The sequence below is a fragment of the Gemmatimonadaceae bacterium genome, assembly GCA_019637355.1.
Taxonomy (GTDB): Bacteria; Gemmatimonadota; Gemmatimonadetes; order Gemmatimonadales; family Gemmatimonadaceae; genus Pseudogemmatithrix.
Genome location: JAHBVT010000001.1, coordinates 1115273 through 1139928 on the forward strand (window position 1 = coordinate 1115273; position 24656 = coordinate 1139928).

Consider the following 24656-nt stretch of genomic DNA (forward strand, 5'->3'; position numbering starts at 1 on the left):
GGCCCCAGCCGTCCTCCCCTCGTTCCCACCGTCCGATGAGCGCCCCCCTCCAGCTCGATGGCCATTCCCTGAGCATCGCCCACGTCGCCGCCGTGGCAGACGGTTACCGCGCGGTGCAGTTGGCGCCCGAGGCGTCTGCGCGGATGCAGCGCAGCCGCGGCATCGTCGAGGGCCTGGCCTCCGCCGGCGCCGCGGTGTACGGCGTAACCACCGGCTTCGGCAAGCTGAGCGACATCGCGATCCCGCCCGACCAACTCGCGCAACTGCAGGTGAACCTCATCCGCTCGCACGCGGCCGGCGTGGGGCCGCGCCTGCCAGAGCGTGAGGTGCGCGCGATGATGCTGCTGCGCGCCAACTGTCTCGCCAAGGGCTTCAGCGGCGCGCGGGCGGAGCTCGTGGAACTGCTCTGCGCGATGCTCAATGCGAGGCTGTGGCCCGACGTGCCGGAGCAGGGCAGCGTGGGGGCCAGCGGCGATCTCGCGCCGCTCGCGCACCTGGCGTTGGCGCTGGTGGGCGAAGGCACATTGCGTCACCCGCAGGGGCAGGGCCCGGCGGCGGAGGTGCTGCGCGCCCACGGGCTGAGCCCCGTGGCGCTGGGGCCGAAGGAGGGACTCGCACTGATCAATGGCACCCAGGCGCATACCGCGGTCGCGGCCTTGGCGCTGGTGGAGGCGCGACGCTGCTGGGACGCCGCGCACGCCGCCGGGGCGACCACGCTGGAGGCGCTGCTCGGCACGCCGGTGGCCTTCGACCCGCGCATCCACGACGCGCGCGGGCAGCGTGGCCAGCAACTGAGCGCCGCGCGCTTCCGAGAGCTCCTCGCCGACAGCGAGATCCGCGAGTCGCATCGCCGCGACGATCCGCGCGTGCAGGACGCCTACGGCCTGCGCTGTATGCCGCAAGTGCACGGCCCGGTGCTGCAGGCCATCGAGTTCGCCGAGTCGCTGGTGACGCCGGAGCTGAACGCGGCGACGGACAACCCGCTGGTGTTCGACGACGGCACGATGCTCAGCGGTGGCAACTTCCACGGCCAGGCCGCGGCGATGGCGCTCGACGTGTTGGCCATCGCGATGACCAACCTCGCCGTGATGAGCGAGCGGCGCAGCGACCGCCTCACGCATCCCGACCTCAACGAAGGCCTGCCGCCCTTCCTCACGCCGACGGCGGGCGTGAGCTCGGGCTTTATGATGGCGCAGGTGACCGCCGCCGCACTCACCAGCGAGTGCAAGGTGCTCGCGCACCCCGCCAGCGTGGACACCATTCCGACGGACGGCAGCAAGGAAGACGTGGTGCCGATGGCGATGGGGGCCGCGCTCAAGCTGCGCCGCATCCTGCACAACCTGCGGCACGTGCTCGCGGTGGAGCTGATGTGCGCGGCGCAGGGACTGGAGTTTCGCCGTCCGCTGAAGGCCGGGGTGGGTGTGGAGCGCACGTATGCGGCGGTGCGCGCGCGGGTGCCGGCGCTTGCCGAGGACCGCGTGCTGGGGCCAGACATTGAGTCGCTAGCGGTTGGCGTCGCACTCGGGGAGTTTGTGTAGGGACGGATGACTGATGACGGATGACGGATGACGGAGGCTGCGAGGGGTGAGGCACGCTAACTTTCGTGCTTCACCCCTTTCGTCGTCCGTCCTTCGTCCTTCGTCCTCCGTCGTCCGTCATCCGTCCTATGCCCCAACCCATTCGCTCCCCCCGCGGCTCCACGCTCTCCTGCAAAGGCTGGCAGCAAGAAGCCGCGCTCCGAATGCTGATGAACAACCTCGATCCCGAGGTCGCAGAGCGGCCGGAGGACTTGGTGGTCTACGGCGGGACCGGCAGGGCGGCCCGCGACTGGCCGTCGTTCCACGCCATCGTCAAGGCGCTGCGGGAGCTCGAGGCCGACGAAACCCTGCTCGTGCAGAGCGGCAAGCCGGTGGCGGTCTTCCGCACGCACACGACGGCGCCGCGCGTCCTCATCGCCAACAGCAACCTCGTCGGGCGCTTTGCCACCTGGGAGCACTTCCGCGAGCTGGAGCGGAAGGGCCTGATGATGTACGGCCAGATGACGGCGGGCTCGTGGATCTACATCGGCTCGCAGGGCATCGTGCAGGGCACCTACGAGACCTTCGGGGCGGTGGCGCGTAAACATTTCGGCGGCAGCCTGGCCGGGCGCTTCGTACTCACTGCGGGGCTCGGCGGAATGGGCGGTGCGCAGCCGCTGGCCGCCACGATGAACGATGCCGCGATCCTCGGCGTCGAGGTGGACCCCACGCGCATCCAGAAGCGCCTCGAGACGGGCTACTGCGACAAGATGACCACCGACCTCGACGAGGCGATGGGCTGGATCCGCGAGGCGCAGGCGGCCAAGCGCGGACTCAGCGTCGGGCTCGTCGGCAACGCCGCGGAGGTGCTGCCGCTGATGGTCGAGCGCGGCATCATCCCGGACGTCGTCACCGACCAGACCTCGGCACACGATATGCTCAACGGCTATGTGCCGCACGGAATGAGCCTAGCTGAGGCGGCGGCGCTGCGGACGCGCGACCCCGAGGAGTATGTGCGGCGATCGACGGCCAGCGCCGTCGCGCACGTGCAGGCGATGCGCGCGATGCAGGACAAGGGCGCCATCGCCTTCGACTACGGCAATAACATCCGCACCGTCGCGTTGGACGCGGGGCTCGGCGACGCCTTCCGCATCCCGGGCTTCGTGCCCGAGTACATCCGGCCGCTGTTCTGCGAAGGGAAGGGGCCGTTCCGTTGGGCGGCGCTCTCCGGCGACCCCAAGGACATCGCGCGCACCGACGAGTTGGTGCTATCGATGTTCCCGCAGGACGCGCATCTCAAGCGCTGGATCACGATGGCGCGCGAGCGCATCCACTTCCAAGGCCTGCCGGCGCGCATCTGCTGGCTGGGGCAGGGCGACCGCGCCAAGTTCGGCGTGGCGCTCAACGATCTCGTGGCCAGTGGCGAGCTCAGCGCGCCGATTGCCATCGGTCGCGACCATCTCGATACCGGCTCCGTGGCCAGCCCCTTCCGCGAGACCGAGGCGATGCAGGACGGCAGCGACGCGGTGGCGGACTGGGCGATCCTCAACGCGATGCTCAACGTCGCCGGCGGTGCCAGTTGGGTGAGCTTCCATCACGGCGGCGGCGTGGGCATCGGCAACTCGCTGCACGCCGGGCAGGTGATGGTCGCCGACGGCACGCCCGAGATGCGGGTTCGGCTCGAGCGTGTGCTCACGAACGACCCGGGCATCGGCGTCGCGCGCCACGCGGACGCGGGGTATGAGATCGCGATCGCTGCGGCGAAGCGGGCGGGGATCAAGTTGCCGATGATTGGCTAACGGCGGGTCACCACAGAGGGCACAGAGAACTGCAATTCAACGCAGAGACGCAGAGGGCGGGGAGAACTGCAGTTCAACGCAGAGACGCAGAGGGCGCGGAGGACTGCGGGCACACTGCGACCGATAAGCTGGCGTGTGCGGTTGTTGTTTCCACAATGAATGTCTTACAGTACTGGGCTTTGTTGTGGCTGTTCTCTGCGTCCTCTGCGCCTCTGCGGTGAAAAGTCGTTGCAGCTCTCACTGCCTCTGCGGTGAGCCGTAGTTGCAGTTCTCTGTGTGCTCTGTGCCCTCTGTGGTGAACCGCAGTACCCTTCCGACTTCCGTCATCCGTCCTTTGCTCAGCACCCGCTTCAAACCCTGGGACCTGTTCCCGTTCTCCCTGAAGTACGCCAAGCTGCGCCTCGCCAAGCGCCCGGTCCTTGTGCACTTCGAGGTCACGATGCGCTGCAACGCGAAGTGCAGCTTCTGCGACTACTGGAAGACGCCGGCGGACCGCAAGGCACACGAACTCAAGAGTTTCGTGGACGCCGCGAAGCACTTCGATCCGATGCTCATCACGTGGACGGGCGGCGAACCGCTGCTGCGTAGCGACCTCGAGGACCTGGTCGCGGCGGTGGATGGGGTCATCCGCACCAAGTACACGACGCTGATCACGCACGGCGCGATGCTGAGCCTCGAACGCGCCCGTGGGCTGTGGCAGGCGGGGATCGGTCAGTTCAGCATCTCGCTCGACTATCTCGACGAGCGTCACGATGCCGCCCGCGGCATCCCGGGGCTCGCCCAGAAGATCCTCGGCGTCGCCGAGCGCATCCGCGCCGAGGGAATGACCGTGCGCTTCAACACGGTCATCAAGGACGGCAACCTCGACGACGTCCTGCCGTTGGTGCAGGCTGCCGAACGGATGCGCGTGGGCGTGAACCTCTCGGTCTACACCGACGCCAAGAACGGCAACCGCGCACACCTCCTCGGCCCCGATCACTTCGCGCGCGTCGAGGCGTTGGTGCAGGGCCTGCTCGCCTTCAAGCGCCGCCGTCGCGGCACGATCTCCAACTCGGATCATTACCTCGCCAACATCCCGCGCTACCTGCGCGGCGAGCTGACCGAGCCCTGTCTCTCGGGGCAAGACACGATTCACATCGATCCGTACGGCCACGTGCGCCGCTGTCCCGACTTTCCGGCAGACGGGCATTGGAGCACGTATGATGGGTACGAGCCGATTGCGTGCGACTTGTGTTACTACGCGTGTCGAGGGGAGGCGCAGGCGCCCTTGAGGCTGAACCGGTTCTTGGATTTGGCGTCTTCTCCCTAGTTGGGAGAAGGGAGGCGGAAGGCGGGTGAAGGCAGGGAGACGGCAGAAGCACGACGGCCGAGAGAGGGGTAAAAGGTCCTCTCCCGACCCTCTCCCCTCTCCCAACCATCTCCCCTCTCCCGTCTCCCCGCCGTCACCCACCTCCCCCTCTCCCGTCTCCCAACCTGAATTGCACACAATCTTCGTAAACGCCTCCGAGGCTGTCACCTGCGCCGGCCCCCCCGCCGCCCGCCGCGGCTCGGCAATGCGAGACGCCGCCGTCCGCCCCGGCCACGGCATCGCAGTTGACGCCGACGGTCGCATCGTCGCCGTCGCGCCGGACAAGGAACTGCTGGCGCAGTTTCCGGGTGCACACGAAGTGGACTGCGCCCGTGGCGTCCTGACACCGGGCTTCGTGGACTCGCACACGCACGCCATTTTCGGGCGCCCGCGGCACCCGGAGCAGGAGCTGCGCGCCGCCGGCGTGGGCTATATGGAGATTGCCAAGCGGGGTGGGGGCATCCACTCGTCGGTGCGTGACCTGCGCGAGCGCAGTGAACAGGAGCTCGTGGCGCTCGCCGCCGAGCGCATTCGGCGTCTCGCCGCGCACGGCAGCACGACCATCGAGGTGAAGTCGGGTTACGGCCTCTCGCTGGAGAGTGAGCTGCGCACGTTGCGTGTCATTCGCGCGCTCGCCCAGGAGCTGCCGGTGCGGCTCGTGCCGACCTTCCTCGGCGCGCACGAAGTGCCGCTGGAGTATCGTGAGGCGCCGCGCACGCGTGAGGAGTACATCGCGGTGGTGGTGGACGAGATGCTGCCGGCGGTCGCCAGTGAGGGGCTCGCGCGCTTCTGCGACATTTTCTGCGAACCCGGCGTGTACACGGCCGCCGAGGCGCGGCACATCCTCGGTGCGGCGCGCGGTCACGGGCTGGCACTCAAGCTGCACGCCGACGAACTCGAGCACGCCGGCGCCGCCGAGCTGGCCGCGGAGATCGGCGCGACGTCGGCGGATCACTTGGCGGCCGTGTCGGGACTGGGCATCAAGGCGCTGGCGGCGTCCGGCACCGTCGCCACGCTGCTGCCCGGTACGATGCTTTTCCTGGGGCGCAGCAAGCAGGCGCCTGCCCGTGCGATGCTCGACGCCGGCTGCGCCATCGCGCTGGCGTCGGACTTCAATCCCGGGACCAGCCCAACGGTGAATTTTCCGCTCATCCTGACGCTGGGCGTCAGTCAACTGCGGCTGAGCGTGGCCGAGGCGTTCGTCGCCGCCACGGTGAACGGAGCGGCAGCGCTCGGGATGGCGGATTCCATCGGGCAACTGGCCCGCGGATTCGCGGCGGACATCGCCCTCTTCGACGTCCGCGACCACCGTGAAATCCCCTACTGGTATGGGGATCACCGGTGCGTGGCGACCTGGGTGCAGGGGCGTCCCGCCCACCCGCGTTCGGGGTCCTGAGACTGGCAAGGCAAAGAGGGCCGCAAACGGGTCCGGAAAGAGTACCCGAATCGGAGGCGCTGCCGGCACCCGCAAAGTCGCCCAAACAGTTGTCTCAGCGAGGGTTCGGCGGGTAGCTTTCGGGTCGCTATGGCCGATATCCTCAAGCTCAAGAAGAAGGCGGCCGATCTCGAGGCCAAGAAGCAGCTCGACAAGGCGCTCGACGTCTATCGGGAGATTGTGGACGCCTTCGAAGCGGGAGAGGAGGAAGCGATCGACATCCCCCTCTACAACCGCGTCGGCGATATGCTCCAGAAGGCCGGTCATCTCGCCGAGGCAGTCGCGGTTTGGGAGAAGGCCGTGGACCGCTACGCCGAGGGTGGTTTCTACAATCCCGCCATCGCGCTCTGCAACAAGATCCTGCGGCAGTCGCCAGGGCGCACGGTGGTGTACTACAAGCTCGGAAAGATCCACGCCGAGAAGGGCTTCAACGGCGATGCGCGCCAGAACTTTCTCGAGTACGCCAGTCGGCAGCAGAAGTCCGGCAATCTCGACGAAGCCTTCCGTGCGCTGAAGGAGTTCGCCGACCTCGTGCCGGACCAGCACGATGTACGGCTGATGCTCGCCGACCAACTCGTGAAGGCCGGCCGCAAGGACGAGGCCATCCCACAACTGCAACTGGGGTATTCGCAGGCCACGGCGGATGGCAACGACGCCGCGGCGGACGAGCTCGCCGCGAAGATGAAGGAGATCGACCCGTCGGTGGAGCCGGAAGTGACCGAGGGACCCTCGTCGGGTGGCGGCGGCGGGCTGGTGTTCCTCGACACCGGTGACGACGCGCCGAAGAAGCGCTCGACTCGCCCGGTCAGTCAGGCGGACCTCAAGCGCGTGTCCAAGGCGGTGCAAGGGCTCGAGCTGCTCGAGCCGCCGCCGGAAATCGCTGCTGCGGGGCAGAAGCCTGCGGCGAAGTCCGCTCCCGAGCCAGCGGCACCAGCGGCACCAGCTGCACCCAAGGCCCCCGCCGTTCCGAAAGCCCCAGCCGCCGAGGCAGCGCCGACACCAGACCTGCTGATCGAACCGACCGACGTCGGCGCCGATGCACCGCCGCCGCCGCGCGGTTCCGTCGTCGGCCTCGAGGTCACGAACCTTGGCGACGAAGCCCCAGCGCCGGCGGCCGACCTGCCGCTGATGGAGATCGAGCCGACGGCTGCAGAGCCTGCCGCCGACCTGCCGCTGATCGAACCGGAGCCGCTGATCGAGCCCGAGCCGACGATTTCGCTCGAGCCCAAGGTCGCACCGGCGGACGCGAGCGCCGGCTTCGCCGACCTCGACCTGCTCGACGTGGAACACTCCGGCGCGGTGGACGCCCCGGTCTTCGACACGACCGCCAAGCCCGCTGCGGATCTGCCGCTGATGGACCTCGGTGGCGACGAGATCGAGCTGGTCGAGCCGGACACCGTCCCGTCGCCGACGGCTGAGCCGTCTGCGGACCTGCCGCTGCTCGATGAGGAGCCCGAGGCGCCGTCGGCGCGCGAGGTGGCAGTGCCCGTCTCCGCGCCCCTCTCGGTGGACACGCTGCGCGCCAAGGTCGAGGCCGCGCCCGAGGATTGGGGCGCGCATCGCCAGCTCGCCGAGGCCCTGCTCGAACAGGGCGACCGCGCCGGCGCGATGGCCGAGTTCGAGGCCGCGATGGCCGGCTTCGAGGCCGAGGGCGACCTCGACACCGCCGGCTCCATCGCCGAAGAGATCGTGCGGCTGGATCCGAAATCCATCCGCTCGCACCAGAAGCGCGTCGAGTTCGCGTTCCGCGCCAACGATCGCGCCAGCCTCGCCGAGGCCTACCTGGAGCTGGCCGACGCCCTGCTCGGTGACGGGCAGGCGCAGAAGGCCCGCGCGGTGTATCTGCGCGTCCTCGACATTCTCCCCGATGACCTGCGCGCGCAGGCGGCCATCGAGGCCATCCCGCTGGACGAGTCGCCGTCGGCGCCGCCGCCGCGTCGCTCGACCACTGCAGCGCCGGAGAAGCAGGCCGCGCCGGCGTCGACTCCCGCCGCCGAGGCGGAGGATGATTACGTCTCGCTCGGCGACTGGCTGCGCGAAGACGACGAGCCCAAGTCCACGCGGATGGTCGTCGAAGAGAAGGAGCCCACCGGCGACGAGGCGGCGGACTTCTCGGATATGCTGCGCAAGTTCAAGCAGGGCGTCGCCGACAACGTGGATGACGAGGATCACGAGGCGCACTACGACCTCGGCGTGGCCTACAAGGAGATGGGGCTCGTGGACGAGGCCATCGCCGAGTTCCAGAAGGCCTTGCGCGGCACCGCCAACCGGGCGCGTACCTTCGAGGCGCTGGGCAACTGCTTCGTGGAGAAGGGGCAGTTGCCGGTGGCCGCGACGATCCTGCAGCGTGCGCTCTCCGAGCCCGGTGTGCGCGACGAAGCCCTCGTCGGCGTGCTCTACCTGCTCGGCGCCATCGCCGAGGAGTCGCAGCAGTTCGCCGACGCCAAGCGATACTACGAGCGCGTGTTCGCCGTGGACATCCAGTTCCGCGACATCGGCGACCGCCTGAACACCGTGGAGCAGCAGCTTTCGTGAGCCTCGAGGCCCGCCTCCAACTGCCGGTGGCCGAAGCGCTCCGGGAGATCCAGGTCCCCATCCAGGACCGGCTGGCCCGCGTACCGGACGAGATGTGGCGCATCATCCAGGCCGATGTCGCCATCATCGAGGCGGCCAACGCCCATCTGCGCGGGATGCGCGGCAAACTGTTCCGCCCCACGCTGCTGCTGCTGGCCTCGAGCATCGAGGGCCAGCCCGAGGAGCGCGCCGTCCCGCTGGCCGCCGTCGCCGAGCTCGTGCACCTCACCAGCGTCGTGCACGACGACTCAGTGGACCACTCGGTGCTGCGCCGCGGCCAGCCGACCATCAATGCGCTCTTCTCGCACCAGGTCGCCGTGCTGATGGGCGACTTCCTCTTCGCCAAGGCCGTGGCCGAGCTCGTGCGCCTCGGTGATATGGAGCCGCTGCGGGTGTTCACGCAGGCCTCCAGCGAGATGACCGTGGGCGAGCTGCGACAGCTCGCGAGCTTCGACGCACTGGCCTTCACCGAGCAGGACTACCGCACCTTGATCCGCGCCAAGACGGCCTCGTTGGTCGGCGCGGCCTGCGAGATGGGCGCCCTCGCCGGCGCGCCGCGCTTCCGCACGCAGATGCGCACCTTCGGCGAGAGCATCGGAATGGCCTTCCAGGTGGCCGACGACCTCCTCGACTACACCGAGCAGGAGGCCGTCACGGGCAAGCCCAGCGGCAACGACCTCAAAGAGCACAAGGTCACGCTGCCGCTGATCCACGCCCTGCCGCGGATGTCCACGGCCCAGCGCGGCGTGGTGGATGCCTTGTTCGCCGACGCCACGCCGAGTGACGCGTCGATCGCCGAGGTCGTCGGCATCGTGACGGAGTGCGGCGGGCTGGAGTATGCCCGCGCCGAGGGCGAGCGCTTTGCCGCCGCGGCCGAGGGCGCACTCAGCGACCTGCCGGAGAGCGACGTGAAGCAAGCCTTGGCGGATGCCCTCGCCTACGTGATGGACCGCCGCGCCTGATGCCGCCGACCTCGCTCAAGGGATCGGCCAAGCACCGGCCGGGGTACCATCTGATGGTGCTGTCCATCGGCTTCGTGGTGGGCGGCTTCCTGACGCAGTTCGCGCGCCTGTTCCTGCCCGCCGGCGCCGTGAAGGAGTTTCTCACGACCGGAGTCACGCCGTCGATCGGCGCGCTGCCGATCGACCTCATCATCGTCAAGTTCGCCGTCGGACCCATCGCGCTCGACGTCTCGTTGCTGAGCCTTGTCGGGGTCCTTGGCGCCTATCTCATCGCGCGTTCGCTGTTCTAGGAGGCACGTATGCTCGGACTCGGCCCGACCGAACTCTTCATCGGTCTCATCATCGTCCTGTTGCTCTTCGGCGCCAAGCGCATCCCCGAGATCGCGGGATCGTTCGGCAAGGGCATTAAGGAATTCAAGAAGAATATGAACGAAGTGCAGGCGGAGATCGCCAAGCCGGCGGAGCGCGAGAGCCTGCCGCCGAGCTCGGCCGAACGCGCCCCAAGCCAGGAGAGCGAGCAGAAGGAGCCGAAGAGGTTGCTGTAGTACGGATGACGGATGACGGATGACGGATGAAACAGGCGCGGGGGTGAGCTCAGTGGCTCACCCCCGCGCTGTCGTTGCAGCTAGCGTCCGTCCTCCGTCATCCGTCCCCTACTCGACGACCTGCCGCCGCAACGTCGCATTCACCTCTCGGCGCTTGTCCTCGATCTTCGCCGACTGGCGCAGCTGCTCGAGGTACTGCCGGATGCGGGCCTCGCGGGCGTTGGGGAGTTGCTGCTGGCGCAGGATCTCCTTGATGAGCTCGAAGTCTTCGCGGTCGGCGGTGCTGCGGCGATTGGCCTGCAGCAGGATCACGGCGTCGACGGTCTTCACCAGCACCGGCGTGCCGAGCGGGGCGCCGAAGGAGGCGCCGATGGCTTCGTTGGCGAAGCCGAGGCCGGGGACGAAGTTGCGACGGGTGAAGGCAGCCGGTGTGTCCACGACGAGGCCGGCCTTCGTGGCCGCAGCGGCCAGTGACGTCGCCCGCGCGTCGGCGAGCAGGGCCTCGCCCTGCGCCACGAGGCCTTCGACGGCCTTGCGCTGCTTGAGCGCCGTGAGGATGTCCTCCTGCACGCTCTCGAAGGACTGCTTGCCGCCCTCGGTCAGCGAGTCGAGGCGCACCAAGTAGTAGCCGTCCTGGTCGTCGATCAGGTCGCTGGTCTCACCCGGGCGGACGCCGGTGAACGCCCAACCACTGACACCGCGCACGCCGCGGCCCTGATACACGGCCGCCTGGCCCTCGACCACGGGCACCTGCGTGACGAGCAGCGACAGCTGCTGCGCGGCGTCGTCGAACTTCTGCGGCTCCATCGAGCCCGCAGCGAGGCCTGCGAGGCGGTCGGCCAAGCGGTCCGTGGCCGTCGCCGCCGAGTCGCCTTGCTCAACGCGTAGCAGGATGTGGCGGAGGTCCAGCGTATCACCCTTGCGGTCCGTCACCTGGATCAAGTGCCAGCCGAAGTCCGTGCGCACCGGCTCCGAGATCTGGCCGGCGCGCAGGGCGAAGGCCGCGGTCTCGAAGGGCGCCACGAAGCGGCCGCGCGGGCCGCGGCCCAGGCTGCCGCCGTCCGCCGCCGAGACGGAGTCCATCGACTCGCGCGCGGCGACGTCCGCGAAGCTGCTGCGGCCACTCGTGATCTCGGCGCGCAGTTCACGCAGGCGCGCCACGGTGCGGGTCGTGTCGGCCGCCGTCGGGACGCGGCTGATGCTCACCATCGAGAGCACCGCGCGGCCCTGCCGCTCCCACCGATCGGCGTACTGCTGGTAGTAGCGGCGCGCCTCGGCGGTGGTCACCTGCGCCGCCTCGATCTGCGCCGGTGTCGGCCGCAGCGCCAGGAACGAGACCGCCGCCGAGTCGCGCTCGTCGCGGTACGTCTGCCACAGCATCTCATCACTCAGCCAAGTCTCCGACGCGACTTGACCGAAGAGCTTCGTGCGCGGAATCTCCGTGCGGTAATACTCCTCGAGCTGGCGCAGCAGACCCTGCTGACGCGCCACCGGCGAGGCCAGGAAGCGCTGGTACTTTTCGGGGTCGAAGCGGCCGTCCGTCTGCAGCTCCGGCGCGTTGTAGAACTGGGGCGGGGGAGAGAACCGTGCGGCGTTGACGATCTCCTCATCCGTGACGCGGATGCCGCGGCGCTCGTACTCCTGTTGGAGGAGGATGTCCGTGACGAGCTGGTCGAAGGCCTGCTGCTCCAACTGCAGGCGCTCGTCCGCCGTGACGGGCTGCCCCGACTGCTGCTCCTGCTGCTGCTGGAGCTGACGCGTCACGTTGTCCCAGGCGAGGTACGTGATCTTCGTGCCGTTCACCGACCCGACGGTCGTCGTGGCGCTCACGCCAGTCATCCCGACGAGGCCGGAGAGGTCGGCAAAGAGGAAGCCGCCCACGAAGGCGACGAACAGGAAAATCCAGATGAACTTGGCAGCGCCCCGCATCTGTTGCAGCACGGCGGAGAATCCTAGGCTTACGGGAGGAAGAGAGGCCGGCGGCACGGGGACTTCGCGGGACCCTCGGGTCCGGCGGAAACGCGCGCCGCTGGGGGGAACACCAAAGCCTCGAAACCTACCCGCCGAACCGACCTAAAATCAAGCCAGACGTAGACTTCTGATTGACGCTCGCTCCGGCCCCGTGGTATCTTGGCGCCGTGGCCTAGGCGGTCTCTTTTTCCTCCCAACTCCCCGCACGGATGGCCGACAACCCACGGATCGAGGACCTGCGGAAGCGCTACCACGAGAACCCGCGTCGGTTCTTTGCGCCGCTCGCCAATGAGTACCGCAAGTCGGGTTTCCTCGACCGCGCCGTCCTGCTGTGCGAGAAGCACCTCGCCGAGCAGCCGGAGAATATGAATGGGCTGGTCGTGTACGGGCAGACGCTCTTCGAGCTCGGCCGCCACGACGACGCCCGCGCGCCGTTCGAGATGGCGCTCAAGGTAGACCCCGAGAACCTGATTGCCCTACGCCACCTCGGCGACATCGCGCGCCTCGGCGACGACCTTGCCGCAGCCAAGGGCTGGTACGAGAAGGTCCTCGAATTCGACCGCCGCAACGACGACGTCCTCGAACTGCTGGAACAGATGAAGGGCGAGCCCGACGCATCGCCGCCGCGCGAGCCTCGCCCGCCCGACGCGGGTGGCCTCATCTCCGTGGCCGCGTCGGTCAGCGTCAGCACCGGACCTGACGACGGTACCGTGGACCGCGTCCCGCAGGCCGACCCCGTTGCGCCGCCGCCCAAGACGCCTGCCGGACCGGGCCGCACGGTGGTCATCAATGCGCAGGCCCTGGCGGCGCGTGACCGCCAGGAGGCCGACGCTGGCACCGTTGCCCAGCCGACGGACACGGTCGTGCCGCCGGTCGTCACCCCGCTCGCGGCCACCGAAGCGTCGGCGGTGCCCCGGCCGAGCAAGCGTGCGTCGCTGCTCGACATTCATTTCGACTTCTCCGAGATGCCCGGGGAGTTGAGCGCGTCAGACACCCCGCCCGCCCCTGCGCTAGGTGCCGAGGCGGCGGAGTACGGACTTGCCGACGCCGGTACCGACGCGTTGGCAATCGAGACCACGGACGACGGTGCTCCGCTGGGCTTGGAGCCGACGATGACCGAGCCACTGGCCGAGATGCCCGCAGTCACCGCCGGCGATGACTTCCAGTTGGCGGAGTACAGCGCCGACGTCTCGCCGCTCGCTGGACTCGAATCGGCGGAGTTTGAGGCGGCAAGCGTGGAGCCGTTGGATGGGTTGGATCCATCGTCGGTCAGCTCGATGCCGGCCTCGGTTGCGCCGCTGGAGGGCCTCGACCGAGTGGATGTCACCGCCGACAACGTCGAGTCGGTCAGCGGACTGGATGGAGTGGGACTGCCGGCCCCGGTGCCGACGACGATCGAAGCCGACGCCGATTCGCTCGGGCTGCCTTTGCTCGACGATCCGTCTGCCATCGTGCCCGCAGAGGAGCCGTCGGTGAGCCGGCCGAAGCCACGGATGACGAAGGCCGACCTCGCCTCGATTCCGCTGCTCGCAGACTTTGGTCTCGAAGACGATGCGCCGGCACCGCCGTCCCCTGCAGAGTCGATGAGCGAGCCGCCCTCGCCGCCGTCGCTCGACTTGCCGAGCGTCATCTCAGCCGCTCCGACCCGACCGTCCAAGGCCACGCCGGCGTTCGTTACCGAGACGATGGCGGCGCTGTACGTGCAGCAAGGGCACCTCGACGATGCCATCGGCGTCTATCGCCAACTGATTGCGCAGGCGCCGGATAATGCGTCGCTGCAGGCGAAGCTTGCGGAATTGGAGCGGATGCAGATGTCGGCCGCTGGGTCGGAGCCCGCGTCGCTGCACGGTGCCGCAGAAGAGATGCCGGAGTTCGAGGCACCCGCCGCCGACGCGGAGGAACCCGCTCCAGCGCCGGCCAACGCCGTGTTGGCCGACGTGTCCTTCGCTGGAGTGGGGCTGCGCGGGCAGTCCCCGGCGGCGCCGATCACCACGCCCGCAGTCGCAGTCGGTCCCTCGGCGCGCGAGTTCTTCGGCAACTTCGCGCGCCGTGCGGTCGCAGCGACGCCTGCCGCTGCTGCGCCGACGCCGGTCGCGGCCCCGGTCACCCTGGACGCGGCCTCCTCGCCGACGCCGGTCATCGCGACGCCGATCGTCGAGCAGGGCTCAGTCGCCGAGCCGGAAACGGCAACGTCCACCTCAGGCTGGCCGCTCGACGCGCTCTTCGGTGCCGCTGCTGACGTGCGCGACCTCCACGCCGCAGAGCAGATTGCCGGTGTCGGCACCTTCCAAGGCCCGGACGGCGGTACCGGTCTCGACGCGCTCTTGAGCGGCGGCGCTGCGGCCCCGGCCGCACGCAAGAGCGTACCGCGCGCCTCGGAGATGCTCAAGTTTGACCAGTTCTTCCAGACGCCGGCTGCACGCAGTTCCCCAGCGGAGGAGTCCGACCCCGCTGCCGCACCCGGCGACGACGATCTCGGGGAGTTCAAGGGCTGGCTCAAGGGACTCAAGCCGTGAGAGTCGCCGTCTTCAACGGGCCCAACCTGAACCTGCTCGGCATCCGCGAGCCGGAGATCTACGGCACCACCACGCTGGAGCAGATTGAGCAACGCCTGGAAGTGGTCGGTGCGGAGCTGGGGGTGACGCTGCTGTTCTCGCAGTTCAATGACGAAGGGCGGATGCTCGACGCCATCCACAACTGCCACGGCGTGGTGCAGGCCGCGTTGGTGAACGCCGGTGCGTGGACGCACACCTCGCTGGCCCTTCGCGACGCCTTCGCTGCCGTGCGCCTGCCGTACGTGGAAGTGCACCTGAGCAACATCTACGCCCGCGAGCCGGAGCGTCGCCATTCGTGGCTGGCGCCGGGTGCCATCGGCATCATCGCCGGCTTCGGGGCGGAGGGCTATGAGTTGGCGCTGCGGGGGCTGGTGTCGGCGGTAAGGACGGATGACGGATGACGGAGGAGTGAAGACGGAAGACGGAAGACGGAAGACGGAAGACGCAAGGACGCCGGCCGCACGAGTAGATTTCCGGCGTGCAGGATTCGCTCTTCGCCACTCCCTCCCACGCGCCCCTCGCGGCGCGCTTGCGGCCCCGCGCGCTCGATGAAGTCGCCGGGCAGCAACACCTGCTCGGCAGCGGCCAGGCCCTGCGCGTGGCCATCGAGCGCGGCGAGACGGGTTCCATTCTCCTCTGGGGACCGCCGGGCACCGGCAAGACGACCATTGCACGGCTGGTCGCGCGGCACGTGGACGCCGAGTTCGTGCCGTTCAGCGCCGTCACCGACGGCATCCCACGGCTGCGCGAGATCGTCGCCGACGCCGAGAAACGCCGTCAGCTCGGGCGCCGCACCGTGCTCTTCGTGGACGAGATCCACCGCTTCAACCGCGGGCAGCAGGATGCGCTGCTCCCGCACGTGGAGAGCGGGCTGCTCACGCTCATCGGCGCGACGACGGAGAACCCCAGCTTCGAGCTCAACGGCGCGCTACTGAGCCGCTTGCGCGTGTTCGTGCTCGAGCCGCTGGGCGCCGAGGCGCTCGGCGCCCTTGTGGACCGCGCCCTTGCGGACGCCGAGCGCGGGCTCGGCAAGGCGGGGCTGCGGCTCGACGCCGAGGCCCGCGCGCTGCTCGTGGAGGAAGCCGATGGCGATGCGCGTCGTGCGCTGACGGTGCTCGAAGCCGCCGCCGTGCTCGCTGCGGCGAGCCCCGCGCCCACGCAGCTCACGCGCGAGATCATCGCGCAGGCCCTGCAGACCCGGCTGCCCAGCTACGACAAGTCGGGCGAGCAGCACTTCAACCTCATCAGCGCCTATCACAAGGCCCTGCGCGGCAGCGACCCGCAGGGCGCGCTCTACTGGCTGGCGCGGATGATCGCCGGCGGCGAGGACCCGCTGTACATCGCGCGGCGCACCGTGCGCTTTGCCACCGAGGATATCGGTCTTGCCGACCCGCGCGCGCTCGAGCTCGCCATCGCCGCGCGCGACGCATACCACTTCCTCGGCTCCCCCGAAGGCGAACTCGCCCTCGCCGAGGCCGCGCTGTACTGCGCCACCGCCCCCAAGAGCAATCGCGTGTACGTCGCCTGGAAGGCCGCGCAGGAGGCCGCGCGCCAGACCCCCGCCGCCCCCGTCCCGCTCCACATCCGCAACGCCCCTACGGCCTTGATGAAGGACCTCGGCTACGGGGCGGGGTACCAGTATGCGCACGAGTTTCCCGAGGGATACGCGCCGCAAGACTATCTTCCGGATGGCTTACGGGAGCGCACATTCTATGAGCCGAGCGGATTTGGGGTCGAGAAGGAAATCGCTAAGCGGCTCGAATGGTGGCGCGGCGTGAGGCAAAGAATGCTTGCTGAACAGAGTGGGAGAAGCGAGGAGGGAGGTGGGTGACGGCAGGGAGGTGAGAGATGGAAGACGGCGGAGAGACGTGAGACGTTCCCCTCTCCCGACCATCTCCCCTCTCCCGACCATCTCCCCCTCTCCCCTCTCCCCGCCTTCACCCACCTCCCACTCTCCCGCCTCCCAGTCAGTCATCCAACACATTTCCAAGTCGAATGCGCCTCATCCTCCTCACGCTCGCCACCCTGTCTCTCACGAGCTGCCAGAGCTTCCTCCGCCGCGCCTTCGCCGCGCCGGAGGTGGAGGTCCGCGACGTGCGCGTCCGCAGCATCGGGCTGGCCGGCGGCACCATCGACGTCGTCCTCGATGTCGCCAATCCCAACGAGTATCGCATCGACGCCGAGAAGGTGACGTACAACTTCTACGTGGACACCACGCGCGTCGTCACCGGCGAGATCACGCAGCGGCTGACGATGGAAGAGAAGGGCAGGATCTCGCTGACGGTGCCGGTGACCTTCGACTTCGCGGCCCTCGGCGTGGCGCTGCGCTACTACAACCTGCACGGCGCGCTCGACTACAAGGTGGACGGCAACTTCACGCTGGTGACGCCGATCGGGCGCTTCACGCGTCCGTACCAGGGCCGCGGGCGCGTCGAAGGGATGCCGTGAGTCGCGACCTCATCGACCTCGCGCCGCCGCAGGAACGCGCCATCCTCGTCGGCGCGCCGGTGAAGCGCAGCAACGCGCGGCACCATATGCAGGAGCACCTCGAGGAGCTGGCGCGCCTCACGGACACGGCGGGCGCGGTGGTCGTCGGCACGCTCACGCAGCAGCTCGACCGCCCCGATCCCTCGACGTACATCGGACGCGGCAAGGTGGAGGAGCTCAAGCAGCTCATCACCGAGCAGGAGGCGACGGTGGTGATCTTCGACGACGAGCTCTCGCCGGCACAGGGCAAGAACCTCGAGGGCGAACTGGGCAAGCGCGTCATCGATCGCGCCGAGCTGATCCTCGACATCTTCGCCGTGCGCGCGCGCTCGGCCGAGGCGCGGATGCAGGTGGAGCTGGCGCAGCTCGAGTACTCGCTGCCGCGGCTCGTGCGGATGTGGACCCACCTCGAGAAGTTCCGCGGCGGCATCGGCGTGCGCGGCCCGGGGGAAACGCAGCTCGAGACCGACCGCCGCCTCGTCGGCCATCGCATCCGCTTGCTCAAGGACCGCCTCGCCGACGTGGCCAAGGCCCGCGAGGTGCAGCGCAGCGGACGGCAGGGCAGCTTCAAGGCCGCGCTCGTCGGCTACACCAATGCCGGCAAGAGCTCGATTCTCCGCGCCATCGCGCAGTCGCGCGAGGTCTTCGTCGAGGACCGCCTCTTCGCCACCCTCGACCCGCTCACCCGCGAGGTGGACCTCGGCGACCACCAGTCGGCGCTGCTCACCGACACGGTCGGCTTCATCCGCAAGTTGCCCCACCATCTCGTGGCCAGTTTCCGCGCCACGCTCGAGGAAGTCCGCGAGGCCGACTTGCTCTTCCACGTCATCGATGCGTCGCATCCGTCCTGGGAGGAGCAGCGTCTGGTGGTGGACGAGGTGCTGGCCGAGCTCGGCGTGGCCGAGACGCCGATGCGCTACGTGTTCAACAAGATGGACGCGCTGCCGCCGGAGCAGCGCGAAGCGCTGCGCGAGCGCATCGCCAACCTCGCCCCGGACAGCATCTTCGTCTCGGCGCGCGACGAAGAGGCCGGCAGCGGCGGGCTGGAGCCGATGCGCGAGGTGCTCCGCGCGGCCCTGCGCGCCCGCAAGCCGGAGGTGGCGCTGTTGATCCCGATGACGCACGGCAAGCTGCTCGCCGAGGTGCATCGGGTGGGCGAGGTCACCGCCAGCGAGCCCGACGAGGCCGAGGGCGTGATGGTCATCACCGGTCGCTTCGATCCGGCATCGCTGGCGCGGCTGGAGCGGGACGGGGCGACGCGGCGGTAGATTCCCCGCGTGCCGTCCGCTCCGCATCCCGACCGCCTCGCCCGCCTCCGCGCGTCGCTGGCCACCAGCCAGCTCGACGCGCTGCTTGTGAGCGCGCTGCCCAACATCCGATACCTCTCCGGCTTCACGGGCTCAAACGCGTTGATGGTCGTGACGTCGGATGACGCCGTGCTGCTCACCGACTTCCGCTACGAAGTGCAGGTGAAGGACGAAGTCTCGCCGGCGGTGCGCGTCGTGATCGAGCAGCAGTCGCTGTGGACGCGGCTGTGGAAGGAGCTGAAGACGCTGGCGGGAGTGGAGGTGCTGGCCTTCGAGACCGCGCACACCACGCACCAGGATGCGGCGCGTTTCGTGGCCGAGGGCGGGGAAGGCAGTCGCTGGCGCTGGCGGCCCGCGCTCAATCTCGTCGAGGTCCTGCGCGAGACCAAGGACGAGAGCGAGCTCGCGCAGATCCGCGCGGCTGTGCAGATGGCCGAGCACGCGCTTTCGCGCACCTTGCCCCAGGTGGGCGCGGGCCTGAGCGAGCTCGAGGTGGCCGGCCTGCTGGAGTTCGAGATGCGCAAGGCGGGCAGCGAGCGCACCGCCTTCGAGACCATCGTCGCCGCAGGTGCGCGATCGGCCCTGCCGCACGCCAGGGCCTCGGCGCAGCTCATCGAGAAGGGCGATCTGCTCTTGTTCGACTTCGGGGCCACCAGCGGCGGCTACGTCAGTGACATCACCCGGACGTACATCGTCGGGCAGGCGCCGGACGAGCGCCAGCAGGAGATTCACGGCGTTGTTCGGGAGGCAAACGGGAGCGCTTCGGCGGGTGTTCGGGCCGGAATGCGCGGAAGGGATGCCGACGCGCTGGCGAGAGACTACATTGAGCGCCGCGGCTTCGGGGCCGCGTTTGGGCACTCGACGGGCCACGGGATCGGGTTGGAGATCCACGAGGCACCTAGGGTGGCCAAGACCGCCGAGGCCCCGCTGCCGGCCGGATCCGTGGTAACCATCGAGCCCGGCATCTATGTGGAAGGCTGGGGCGGGGTGAGGATCGAGGACGACGTCCTGATCTCGTCGGAAGGGCCGGTGGTGCTCACGGGGTTTGAGAGAGGGCTGATTCAGCTGTGAATATGGGCGGATGACGGATGACGGATGCTTGCATCCGTACCGGCTTCCGTCATCCGTCATCCGTCATCAATCCGAGTATGATTGACCTCCGCTACGTGAAGAAGCTCCTCGAGATGCTCGACGAGTCCACCGTGGACTCGATGGAGATCTCGTCGGACAAGGGAATGCGCATTCGGCTGAGCAAGACGCCGGTGGCGCGCGGCACCGTGCAGTACGCGGCCGCGCCGGCGGCGGCTCCTGCGCCGGCCCCGGCGGCTGCGACCGCGCCCGCCGTTGCTCCTGCGCCGGCTGCCGTCGCCGCGCCCGCCCCCGCGCCGGCCAGCAAGGGCGTCGACGTGAAGTCGCCGATGGTCGGCACGTTCTACGGATCGCCCGAGCCGGGTGCCAAGGCCTATGTGTCCGTCGGGCAGACGGTCAAGAAGGGCCAGGTGCTCTGCATCATCGAAGCGATGAAGATTATGAACGAGATCGAGTCCGAGGTCGCGGGCAAGGTCATCGAGATCCTCGCGTCGGACGCGCAGCCGGTGGAGTACGGCCAGGTCCTCTTCCGCGTGGATCCCAATGGCTGACGCGCCGGCACCGAAGCCGGCCACGGCGGCGCCGGCGGCCGCACCCGCCGCCGCACCGTACAACTTCAAGCTCGTCCTGCAGACGATGGTCCAGCAGGGCGGCTCCGACTTGCACCTCAAGATCGGTCGCCCCCCGACGATGCGCCTCAACGGCGAACTCGTCGCGATGGACCTTCCGGCCCTCAGGCCGGAGGACCTGCGCTCGATCGGCGAGCAGATCATCCCGCCCAAGCAGCGCAAGGAATTCGACGAGTCCAAGGACGCCGACTTCGCCATCGGCGTGCCGGGCATCGGGCGCTTCCGCGTCAACGTGTACCAGCAGCGCGGCTCGCTGGCCTACGCCTTTCGTGCCATTGCCTTCCAGGCGATGACGATGGAAGAGCTGAACCTGCCGCCCATCCTCAAGGACATCGCGCTCAAGCATCGCGGCCTCGTGCTCGTCACCGGCATCACCGGCTCGGGCAAGTCCACCGCGCTGGCCTCGATGATCCACTACGTCAACGAGCACCGGCACGCGAACATCATCACGATCGAAGACCCGATCGAATTCCTGCACCGCGACATCAACAGCCACATCAACCAGCGCGAAGTCGGCACCGACACGGTCAGCTTCTCGCAGGCCCTGCGGCGCGTCCTGCGTCAGGACCCCGACATCATCATGATCGGCGAGATCCGCGACCTCGAGACGCTGGAGATTGCGCTCAAGGCCGCCGACACCGGCCATATGGTGTTCTCCACGTTGCACACGATGGACGCCACGCAGACGATCAACCGCGTGCTCTCGTTCTATCCGCCCAACGAGCAGGCTGACATTCGCTTCCAACTCTCCACCGCGCTGCAGGCCGTCGTCTCCCTGCGTCTCGTCCCGCGCAGTGACCGCCCCGGCCGCATCCCCGCCTGCGAAGTCCTCGTCAATTCCGCCGCCGTGCAGGACAACATCCGCGACGCCTCCAAGTCGCTGAGCATCCCCGACCTCATCAAGGAAGGCACGGTGCAGTACGGGATGCAGTCCTTCGACCAGTCGCTGATGAACTGGTACCAGCAGGGCGTCATCTCCTACGAAGCCGCGCTCGCGGCCTCCACCTCTCCCGCGGAGTTCGCCCTGCGCGTGCAGGGCATCGCCGGCACCAGCGACGCCAGCATCGCCGGGCTCTCGCAGGACGCACGGTAATCCCGATGTTCAAGCGTGTCCTCATCGCCAACCGCGGCGAAATCGCCTTGCGCATCATCCGTGCCTGCCGCGAACTCGGCATCGAGACGGTCGCCGTCTACTCCGAGGCCGACCGCGAGTCCCTGCACGTGCGCTTCGCCGACGACGACGTCTGCATCGGCCCGGCGCCGGCGCGCGAATCCTACCTGCGCATCCCGCGCCTCATCGCCGCCGCCGAGATCACCGGCGCCGACGCCATCCACCCGGGCTACGGCTTCCTCGCCGAGAACGCCGAGTTCGCCGAGACCTGCGCCGCCAGCAACATCACGTTCATCGGGCCCACGCCGCAGCAGATCCGCACGATGGGCGACAAGGCCGCCGCCCGCGCCGCGATGATCGCCAATGACGTCCCCGTCGTGCCCGGCTCGCCCGGCCCCGTCGAGGACGTGGACGAGGCCCTCGCCATCGCCAAGGGGATGGGCTTCCCCGTCATCATCAAGGCCGCGGCCGGCGGCGGCGGCAAGGGAATGCGCGTCGCCAACGACGCCGACGACTTCGCGCGTTCGTTCCAGCTCGCGCGCTCCGAGGCCCTCTCCGCCTTCGGCAACGGCTCCGTGTACGTCGAGAAGTACCTCACGCGCCCGCGCCACGTCGAGTTCCAGGTCTTCGGTGACACGCACGGCAACGTCATCCACTTGGGGGAGCGCGACTGCTCCGTGCAGCGCCGGCACCAGAAGCTCGTCGAAGAGGCCCCGTGCCCCGTGATGACGCCCGACCTGCGCCGGCGGATGGGCGAGGCCGCCGTGAAGGGCGCCAAGGCCATCGACTACGTGGGCGCCGGCACCATCGAGATGCTGCTCGACACCGATGGCTCGTTCTACTTTATGGAGATGAACACGCGCATCCAGGTGGAGCACTGCGTCACCGAGATGCTCACCGGCGTGGACCTCGTGAAGGAGCAGATCCGCGTCGCCGCCGGCCTGCCGCTGTCGGTCACCGAGACGCCCGAGCTGCGCGGCCACGTCATCGAGTGCCGCGTGAACGCCGAGGACCCGCAGCGCAACTTCCAGCCCTCCCCCGGCAAGGTCGAGACCTTCCATATGCCCGGCGGCAACGGCGTGCGGCTCGACACCCACGTGTATGCCGGGTACACCGTGCCGCCGTTCTACGACTCGATGATCGCCAAGCTCATCGTGCACGGCCGCGACCGCGGGGAGGCGCTGGCGAAGATGCGGCTGGCCCTCGACACGTTCATTGTCGAAGGGGTGACGACTACTATCCCGTTTCTGTCGACCTTGATGTCGCATCCGAACTTTGTGGCTGGGGATGTGCACACGAAATTCTTGGAGCAGGAAGGGTCGGATCTGTTTACTTGAGGGAGAGGGGAGAGGGGGAGGCGGGTGACGGCGGGGAGAGGGGAGAGGGGGAGATGGTTGGGAGAGGGGAGAGGGTCTGGGAGAGGGGTAACACAACTATGTGCGTTTCTCTGATTCCGATCTCGTGACCCAGCACCGGAGCACCTACTCCGACCTCCTGATCGAACGGCTGCGTCGGGCGACCATCGGGCGCTACGACATCTATGCGCAGCTCGGGGCCGGGGGGATGGCCACCGTGTATCTCGCGCTGGACTTGGCGCTGGACCGCAAGGTCGCGATCAAGGTCCTCGATCCCGCGCTGACCGCGGAGCCGGAGAACGTCGCGCGATTCAAGCGCGAGGCCAAGGTCGCCGCATCGCTGACGCATCCCAACGTCATCGCCATCCACGCCGTGGGGGACGATGCCGATGTCGCGTACTTCGTGATGCAGTTCGTCGAAGGGCGCGCGCTCGATTCCGTCGTGCGCGAGGATGGGGCGCAGTCCGTCACCTTCGTGCGCGGTGTCGTCGCGGCCGCCGGTTCGGCGCTGCACTATGCGCACAACCGCGGCGTCGTCCACCGTGACGTGAAGCCCGCCAACCTGATGCTCGACCGCGAAGGGCGCATCGTCGTCGCTGACTTCGGCATCGCCAAGCTCGAGGACGGCAAGGGGCTCACGATGACCGGCTCCGTCATCGGGACGCCGTACTATATGGCGCCCGAGCAGTTCCAGGGCCAACCCGTCACCGCCGCCGCCGACCAGTACGCGCTCGGCGTCGTCGCCTTCGAGTTGCTCACCGGTCGCCAGCCCTACGCCGGCGCCACCGTCGCCGAGGTGATGAAGGGGCATCTGTTCGATCCCATCCCCTCGGTGCGCAGCCTGCGGCCTGATGTGCCCGAGAGCATCGAGCAGGCCATCACGAGGATGCTCGCCAAGGAGCCCGCCGAGCGCTTCGCGTCGCTCGATGACGCGGTGAAGGCGTTCGGCTCCGTCTCGTCCACGCAGGAGCAGGAGTTGCGCACGCAGATCATCCGGCTCGCCCAGAGTGGGGTGATGGCGCAGCCGCAGATCAGCGTGCCGTTGAGTCCAGCGCCGGCCGTGCCCGCTGGGTCAGCGGCACGCGGTGGGGCCGCCGCACCTGCCGCACCCGCGGAGCCTGCCGCCGCACCGCGCAGCGGCGTGACGCATCACGCGTCGCGATATCCGTGGGTGCTCGCCGGCATCGCCCTGGTGTTCGGCGTCGGCATCGCGACGGCGATGCTGCGTCCCGACCTCGTGAACCGCGCGCGCAAAGCGCTCGCCGCCGGCAACGCTGACCTCTCCGACACCGGCGTCGTCATCGGTGCGGCTGATGTACCACGCGTGGCCCCGGCGCCTGGCGGTGACGCCGAGGCAGCCAAGCGGGCGAGGGAGCTGCGCGATTCGATTGAACAGGCGCAGGCCGCCGATCGCTTGCGAGAGCCGGCGCAGCGCCCCATCCGGGATAGCCTCGCCGCACTCGCGGCGGCGCGGCGGGAGCGGCTGGCCGCGGCGGGCGTGGACACCGCGCGCCCGTCCAGCGTGGGGCCGCAGCCGATTCCGGGGGCGATGGTGTACGCGCGCATCACCGTGAGTAGCACCTGCCCCGGGGCGCAGTACTCGGTGGATGGCGCCGCGTGGATCGCGCTGGGCGCGCGCGGGAGCCAGACGATTGAGCATCTGGCTGGGGACGTGCGACTCCGAGTGCGGTCAAGAGCCGGTGTGGTCTGGGATTCGACGTTCACCGTGGAGTCGGGCACGAGGCACACCATCGGCCCCCGACCCACAACCTGCAGGTAGAAGCCCAACTATCTCCCCCCTCCCAACCATCTCCCCCCTCCCAACCATCTCCCCTCTCCCAACCATCTCCCCTCTCCCAACCATCTCCCTCTCTCCCAACCATCTCCCCCTCTCCCAACCATCTCCCCCTCTCCCAACCCTCTCCCCCCTGCCATCTCCCCGCCGTCACCCCCCTCCCACCTCCCCTCTCCC

At 68.8% G+C, this 24656-nt stretch carries 19 protein-coding genes; 18 read left to right on the top strand and 1 reads right to left on the bottom strand.

Translation table 11 applies throughout. The annotated features are described in order from the left end of the window. Positions 1-35: 35 nt before the first annotated feature. The 8 genes from hutH to KF689_05135 all read left to right on the top strand — a co-directional run bounded on the left by hutH (position 36) and on the right by KF689_05135 (position 10180). Positions 36-1538 (top strand): histidine ammonia-lyase, encoded by a 1503-nt coding sequence (gene hutH, locus KF689_05100; GenBank protein ID MBX3132747.1) that lies wholly within the window; start codon positions 36-38, stop codon positions 1536-1538. Positions 1539-1666: 128 nt separating this feature from the next. Beyond that, positions 1667-3316, top strand: coding sequence for a urocanate hydratase (gene hutU, locus KF689_05105; GenBank protein MBX3132748.1), 1650 nt, complete (start codon positions 1667-1669; stop codon positions 3314-3316). A gap of 334 nt (positions 3317-3650) precedes the next feature. Next, complete coding sequence (locus KF689_05110) at positions 3651-4625, top strand: radical SAM protein (GenBank protein ID MBX3132749.1); 975 nt, start codon at positions 3651-3653, stop codon at positions 4623-4625. Positions 4626-4869: 244 nt separating this feature from the next. Then, entirely contained in the window at positions 4870-6060 is a 1191-nt protein-coding gene (hutI, locus tag KF689_05115; protein ID MBX3132750.1) for an imidazolonepropionase, read from the top strand. A 129-nt stretch (positions 6061-6189) separates the two neighbouring features. Continuing rightward, positions 6190-8634 carry a tetratricopeptide repeat protein gene (locus KF689_05120; protein MBX3132751.1) on the top strand — a complete coding sequence of 815 codons (2445 nt, stop codon included), beginning with the start codon at positions 6190-6192 and terminating at the stop codon, positions 8632-8634. Beyond that, a complete protein-coding gene (locus tag KF689_05125; protein MBX3132752.1) occupies positions 8631-9635 on the top strand; it encodes a polyprenyl synthetase family protein in 1005 nt (334 codons plus the stop codon). Before KF689_05120 ends, KF689_05125 begins: the two co-directional genes overlap by 4 nt. Beyond that, positions 9635-9925: a DUF4321 domain-containing protein gene (locus KF689_05130; GenBank protein MBX3132753.1), complete on the top strand. Its 291-nt coding sequence runs from the start codon at positions 9635-9637 to the stop codon at positions 9923-9925. Before KF689_05125 ends, KF689_05130 begins: the two co-directional genes overlap by 1 nt. 9 nt (positions 9926-9934) lie before the next feature. Continuing rightward, entirely contained in the window at positions 9935-10180 is a 246-nt protein-coding gene (locus KF689_05135; GenBank protein MBX3132754.1) for a twin-arginine translocase TatA/TatE family subunit, read from the top strand. 108 nt (positions 10181-10288) lie between these two features. On the opposite strand, the gene KF689_05140 is transcribed toward KF689_05135, so the two are convergent. Beyond that, on the bottom strand, positions 10289-12121 hold the full coding sequence (locus tag KF689_05140; protein MBX3132755.1) for a SurA N-terminal domain-containing protein: 1833 nt from the start codon (positions 12119-12121) through the stop codon (positions 10289-10291). A 239-nt stretch (positions 12122-12360) separates the two neighbouring features. Between KF689_05140 and KF689_05145 the strand changes: the two genes are divergently transcribed. The 10 genes from KF689_05145 to KF689_05190 all read left to right on the top strand — a co-directional run bounded on the left by KF689_05145 (position 12361) and on the right by KF689_05190 (position 24464). Beyond that, a complete protein-coding gene (locus KF689_05145) occupies positions 12361-14667 on the top strand; it encodes a tetratricopeptide repeat protein (GenBank protein ID MBX3132756.1) in 2307 nt (768 codons plus the stop codon). Then, on the top strand, positions 14664-15107 hold the full coding sequence (gene aroQ / locus KF689_05150; protein MBX3132757.1) for a type II 3-dehydroquinate dehydratase: 444 nt from the start codon (positions 14664-14666) through the stop codon (positions 15105-15107). The genes KF689_05145 and aroQ overlap by 4 nt, the downstream gene beginning before the upstream one ends. Before the next feature lie 68 nt (positions 15108-15175). Further along, the gene (locus KF689_05155) at positions 15176-16537 is read left to right on the top strand and encodes a replication-associated recombination protein A (protein MBX3132758.1); all 1362 of its coding nucleotides are present in this window, start codon (positions 15176-15178) and stop codon (positions 16535-16537) included. A 164-nt stretch (positions 16538-16701) separates the two neighbouring features. Next, the gene (locus KF689_05160; GenBank protein MBX3132759.1) at positions 16702-17154 is read left to right on the top strand and encodes an LEA type 2 family protein; all 453 of its coding nucleotides are present in this window, start codon (positions 16702-16704) and stop codon (positions 17152-17154) included. A 41-nt stretch (positions 17155-17195) separates the two neighbouring features. Beyond that, positions 17196-18461 (top strand): GTPase HflX, encoded by a 1266-nt coding sequence (gene hflX, locus KF689_05165; protein MBX3132760.1) that lies wholly within the window; start codon positions 17196-17198, stop codon positions 18459-18461. Between the two features lie 9 nt (positions 18462-18470). Then, the gene (locus KF689_05170; protein ID MBX3132761.1) at positions 18471-19571 is read left to right on the top strand and encodes an aminopeptidase P family protein; all 1101 of its coding nucleotides are present in this window, start codon (positions 18471-18473) and stop codon (positions 19569-19571) included. Between the two features lie 77 nt (positions 19572-19648). Beyond that, positions 19649-20140, top strand: coding sequence for an acetyl-CoA carboxylase biotin carboxyl carrier protein (locus KF689_05175; GenBank protein MBX3132762.1), 492 nt, complete (start codon positions 19649-19651; stop codon positions 20138-20140). Next, positions 20133-21311: a PilT/PilU family type 4a pilus ATPase gene (locus KF689_05180; protein ID MBX3132763.1), complete on the top strand. Its 1179-nt coding sequence runs from the start codon at positions 20133-20135 to the stop codon at positions 21309-21311. The genes KF689_05175 and KF689_05180 overlap by 8 nt, the downstream gene beginning before the upstream one ends. 5 nt (positions 21312-21316) lie before the next feature. Continuing rightward, positions 21317-22666, top strand: a complete 1350-nt coding sequence (gene accC / locus KF689_05185; GenBank protein ID MBX3132764.1) for an acetyl-CoA carboxylase biotin carboxylase subunit — start codon at positions 21317-21319, stop codon at positions 22664-22666. A 124-nt stretch (positions 22667-22790) separates the two neighbouring features. Further along, positions 22791-24464, top strand: a complete 1674-nt coding sequence (locus tag KF689_05190) for a serine/threonine protein kinase (GenBank protein MBX3132765.1) — start codon at positions 22791-22793, stop codon at positions 24462-24464. Positions 24465-24656: the final 192 nt, after the last annotated feature.

Excerpts from the sequence above, each read along its gene's own strand:
- hutI (MBX3132750.1), top strand. The coding sequence starts at position 4,870 with ATGCGAGACGCCGCCGTCCGCCCCGGCCACGGCATCGCAGTTGACGCC.
- hutU (MBX3132748.1), top strand. The coding sequence starts at position 1,667 with ATGCCCCAACCCATTCGCTCCCCCCGCGGCTCCACGCTCTCCTGCAAA.
- KF689_05135 (MBX3132754.1), top strand. The coding sequence starts at position 9,935 with ATGCTCGGACTCGGCCCGACCGAACTCTTCATCGGTCTCATCATCGTC.
- accC (MBX3132764.1), top strand. The coding sequence starts at position 21,317 with ATGTTCAAGCGTGTCCTCATCGCCAACCGCGGCGAAATCGCCTTGCGC.
- KF689_05130 (MBX3132753.1), top strand. The coding sequence starts at position 9,635 with ATGCCGCCGACCTCGCTCAAGGGATCGGCCAAGCACCGGCCGGGGTAC.
- KF689_05160 (MBX3132759.1), top strand. The coding sequence starts at position 16,702 with ATGCGCCTCATCCTCCTCACGCTCGCCACCCTGTCTCTCACGAGCTGC.
- hutH (MBX3132747.1), top strand. The coding sequence starts at position 36 with ATGAGCGCCCCCCTCCAGCTCGATGGCCATTCCCTGAGCATCGCCCAC.
- KF689_05180 (MBX3132763.1), top strand. The coding sequence starts at position 20,133 with ATGGCTGACGCGCCGGCACCGAAGCCGGCCACGGCGGCGCCGGCGGCC.
- KF689_05175 (MBX3132762.1), top strand. The coding sequence starts at position 19,649 with ATGATTGACCTCCGCTACGTGAAGAAGCTCCTCGAGATGCTCGACGAG.
- KF689_05145 (MBX3132756.1), top strand. The coding sequence starts at position 12,361 with ATGGCCGACAACCCACGGATCGAGGACCTGCGGAAGCGCTACCACGAG.
- KF689_05120 (MBX3132751.1), top strand. The coding sequence starts at position 6,190 with ATGGCCGATATCCTCAAGCTCAAGAAGAAGGCGGCCGATCTCGAGGCC.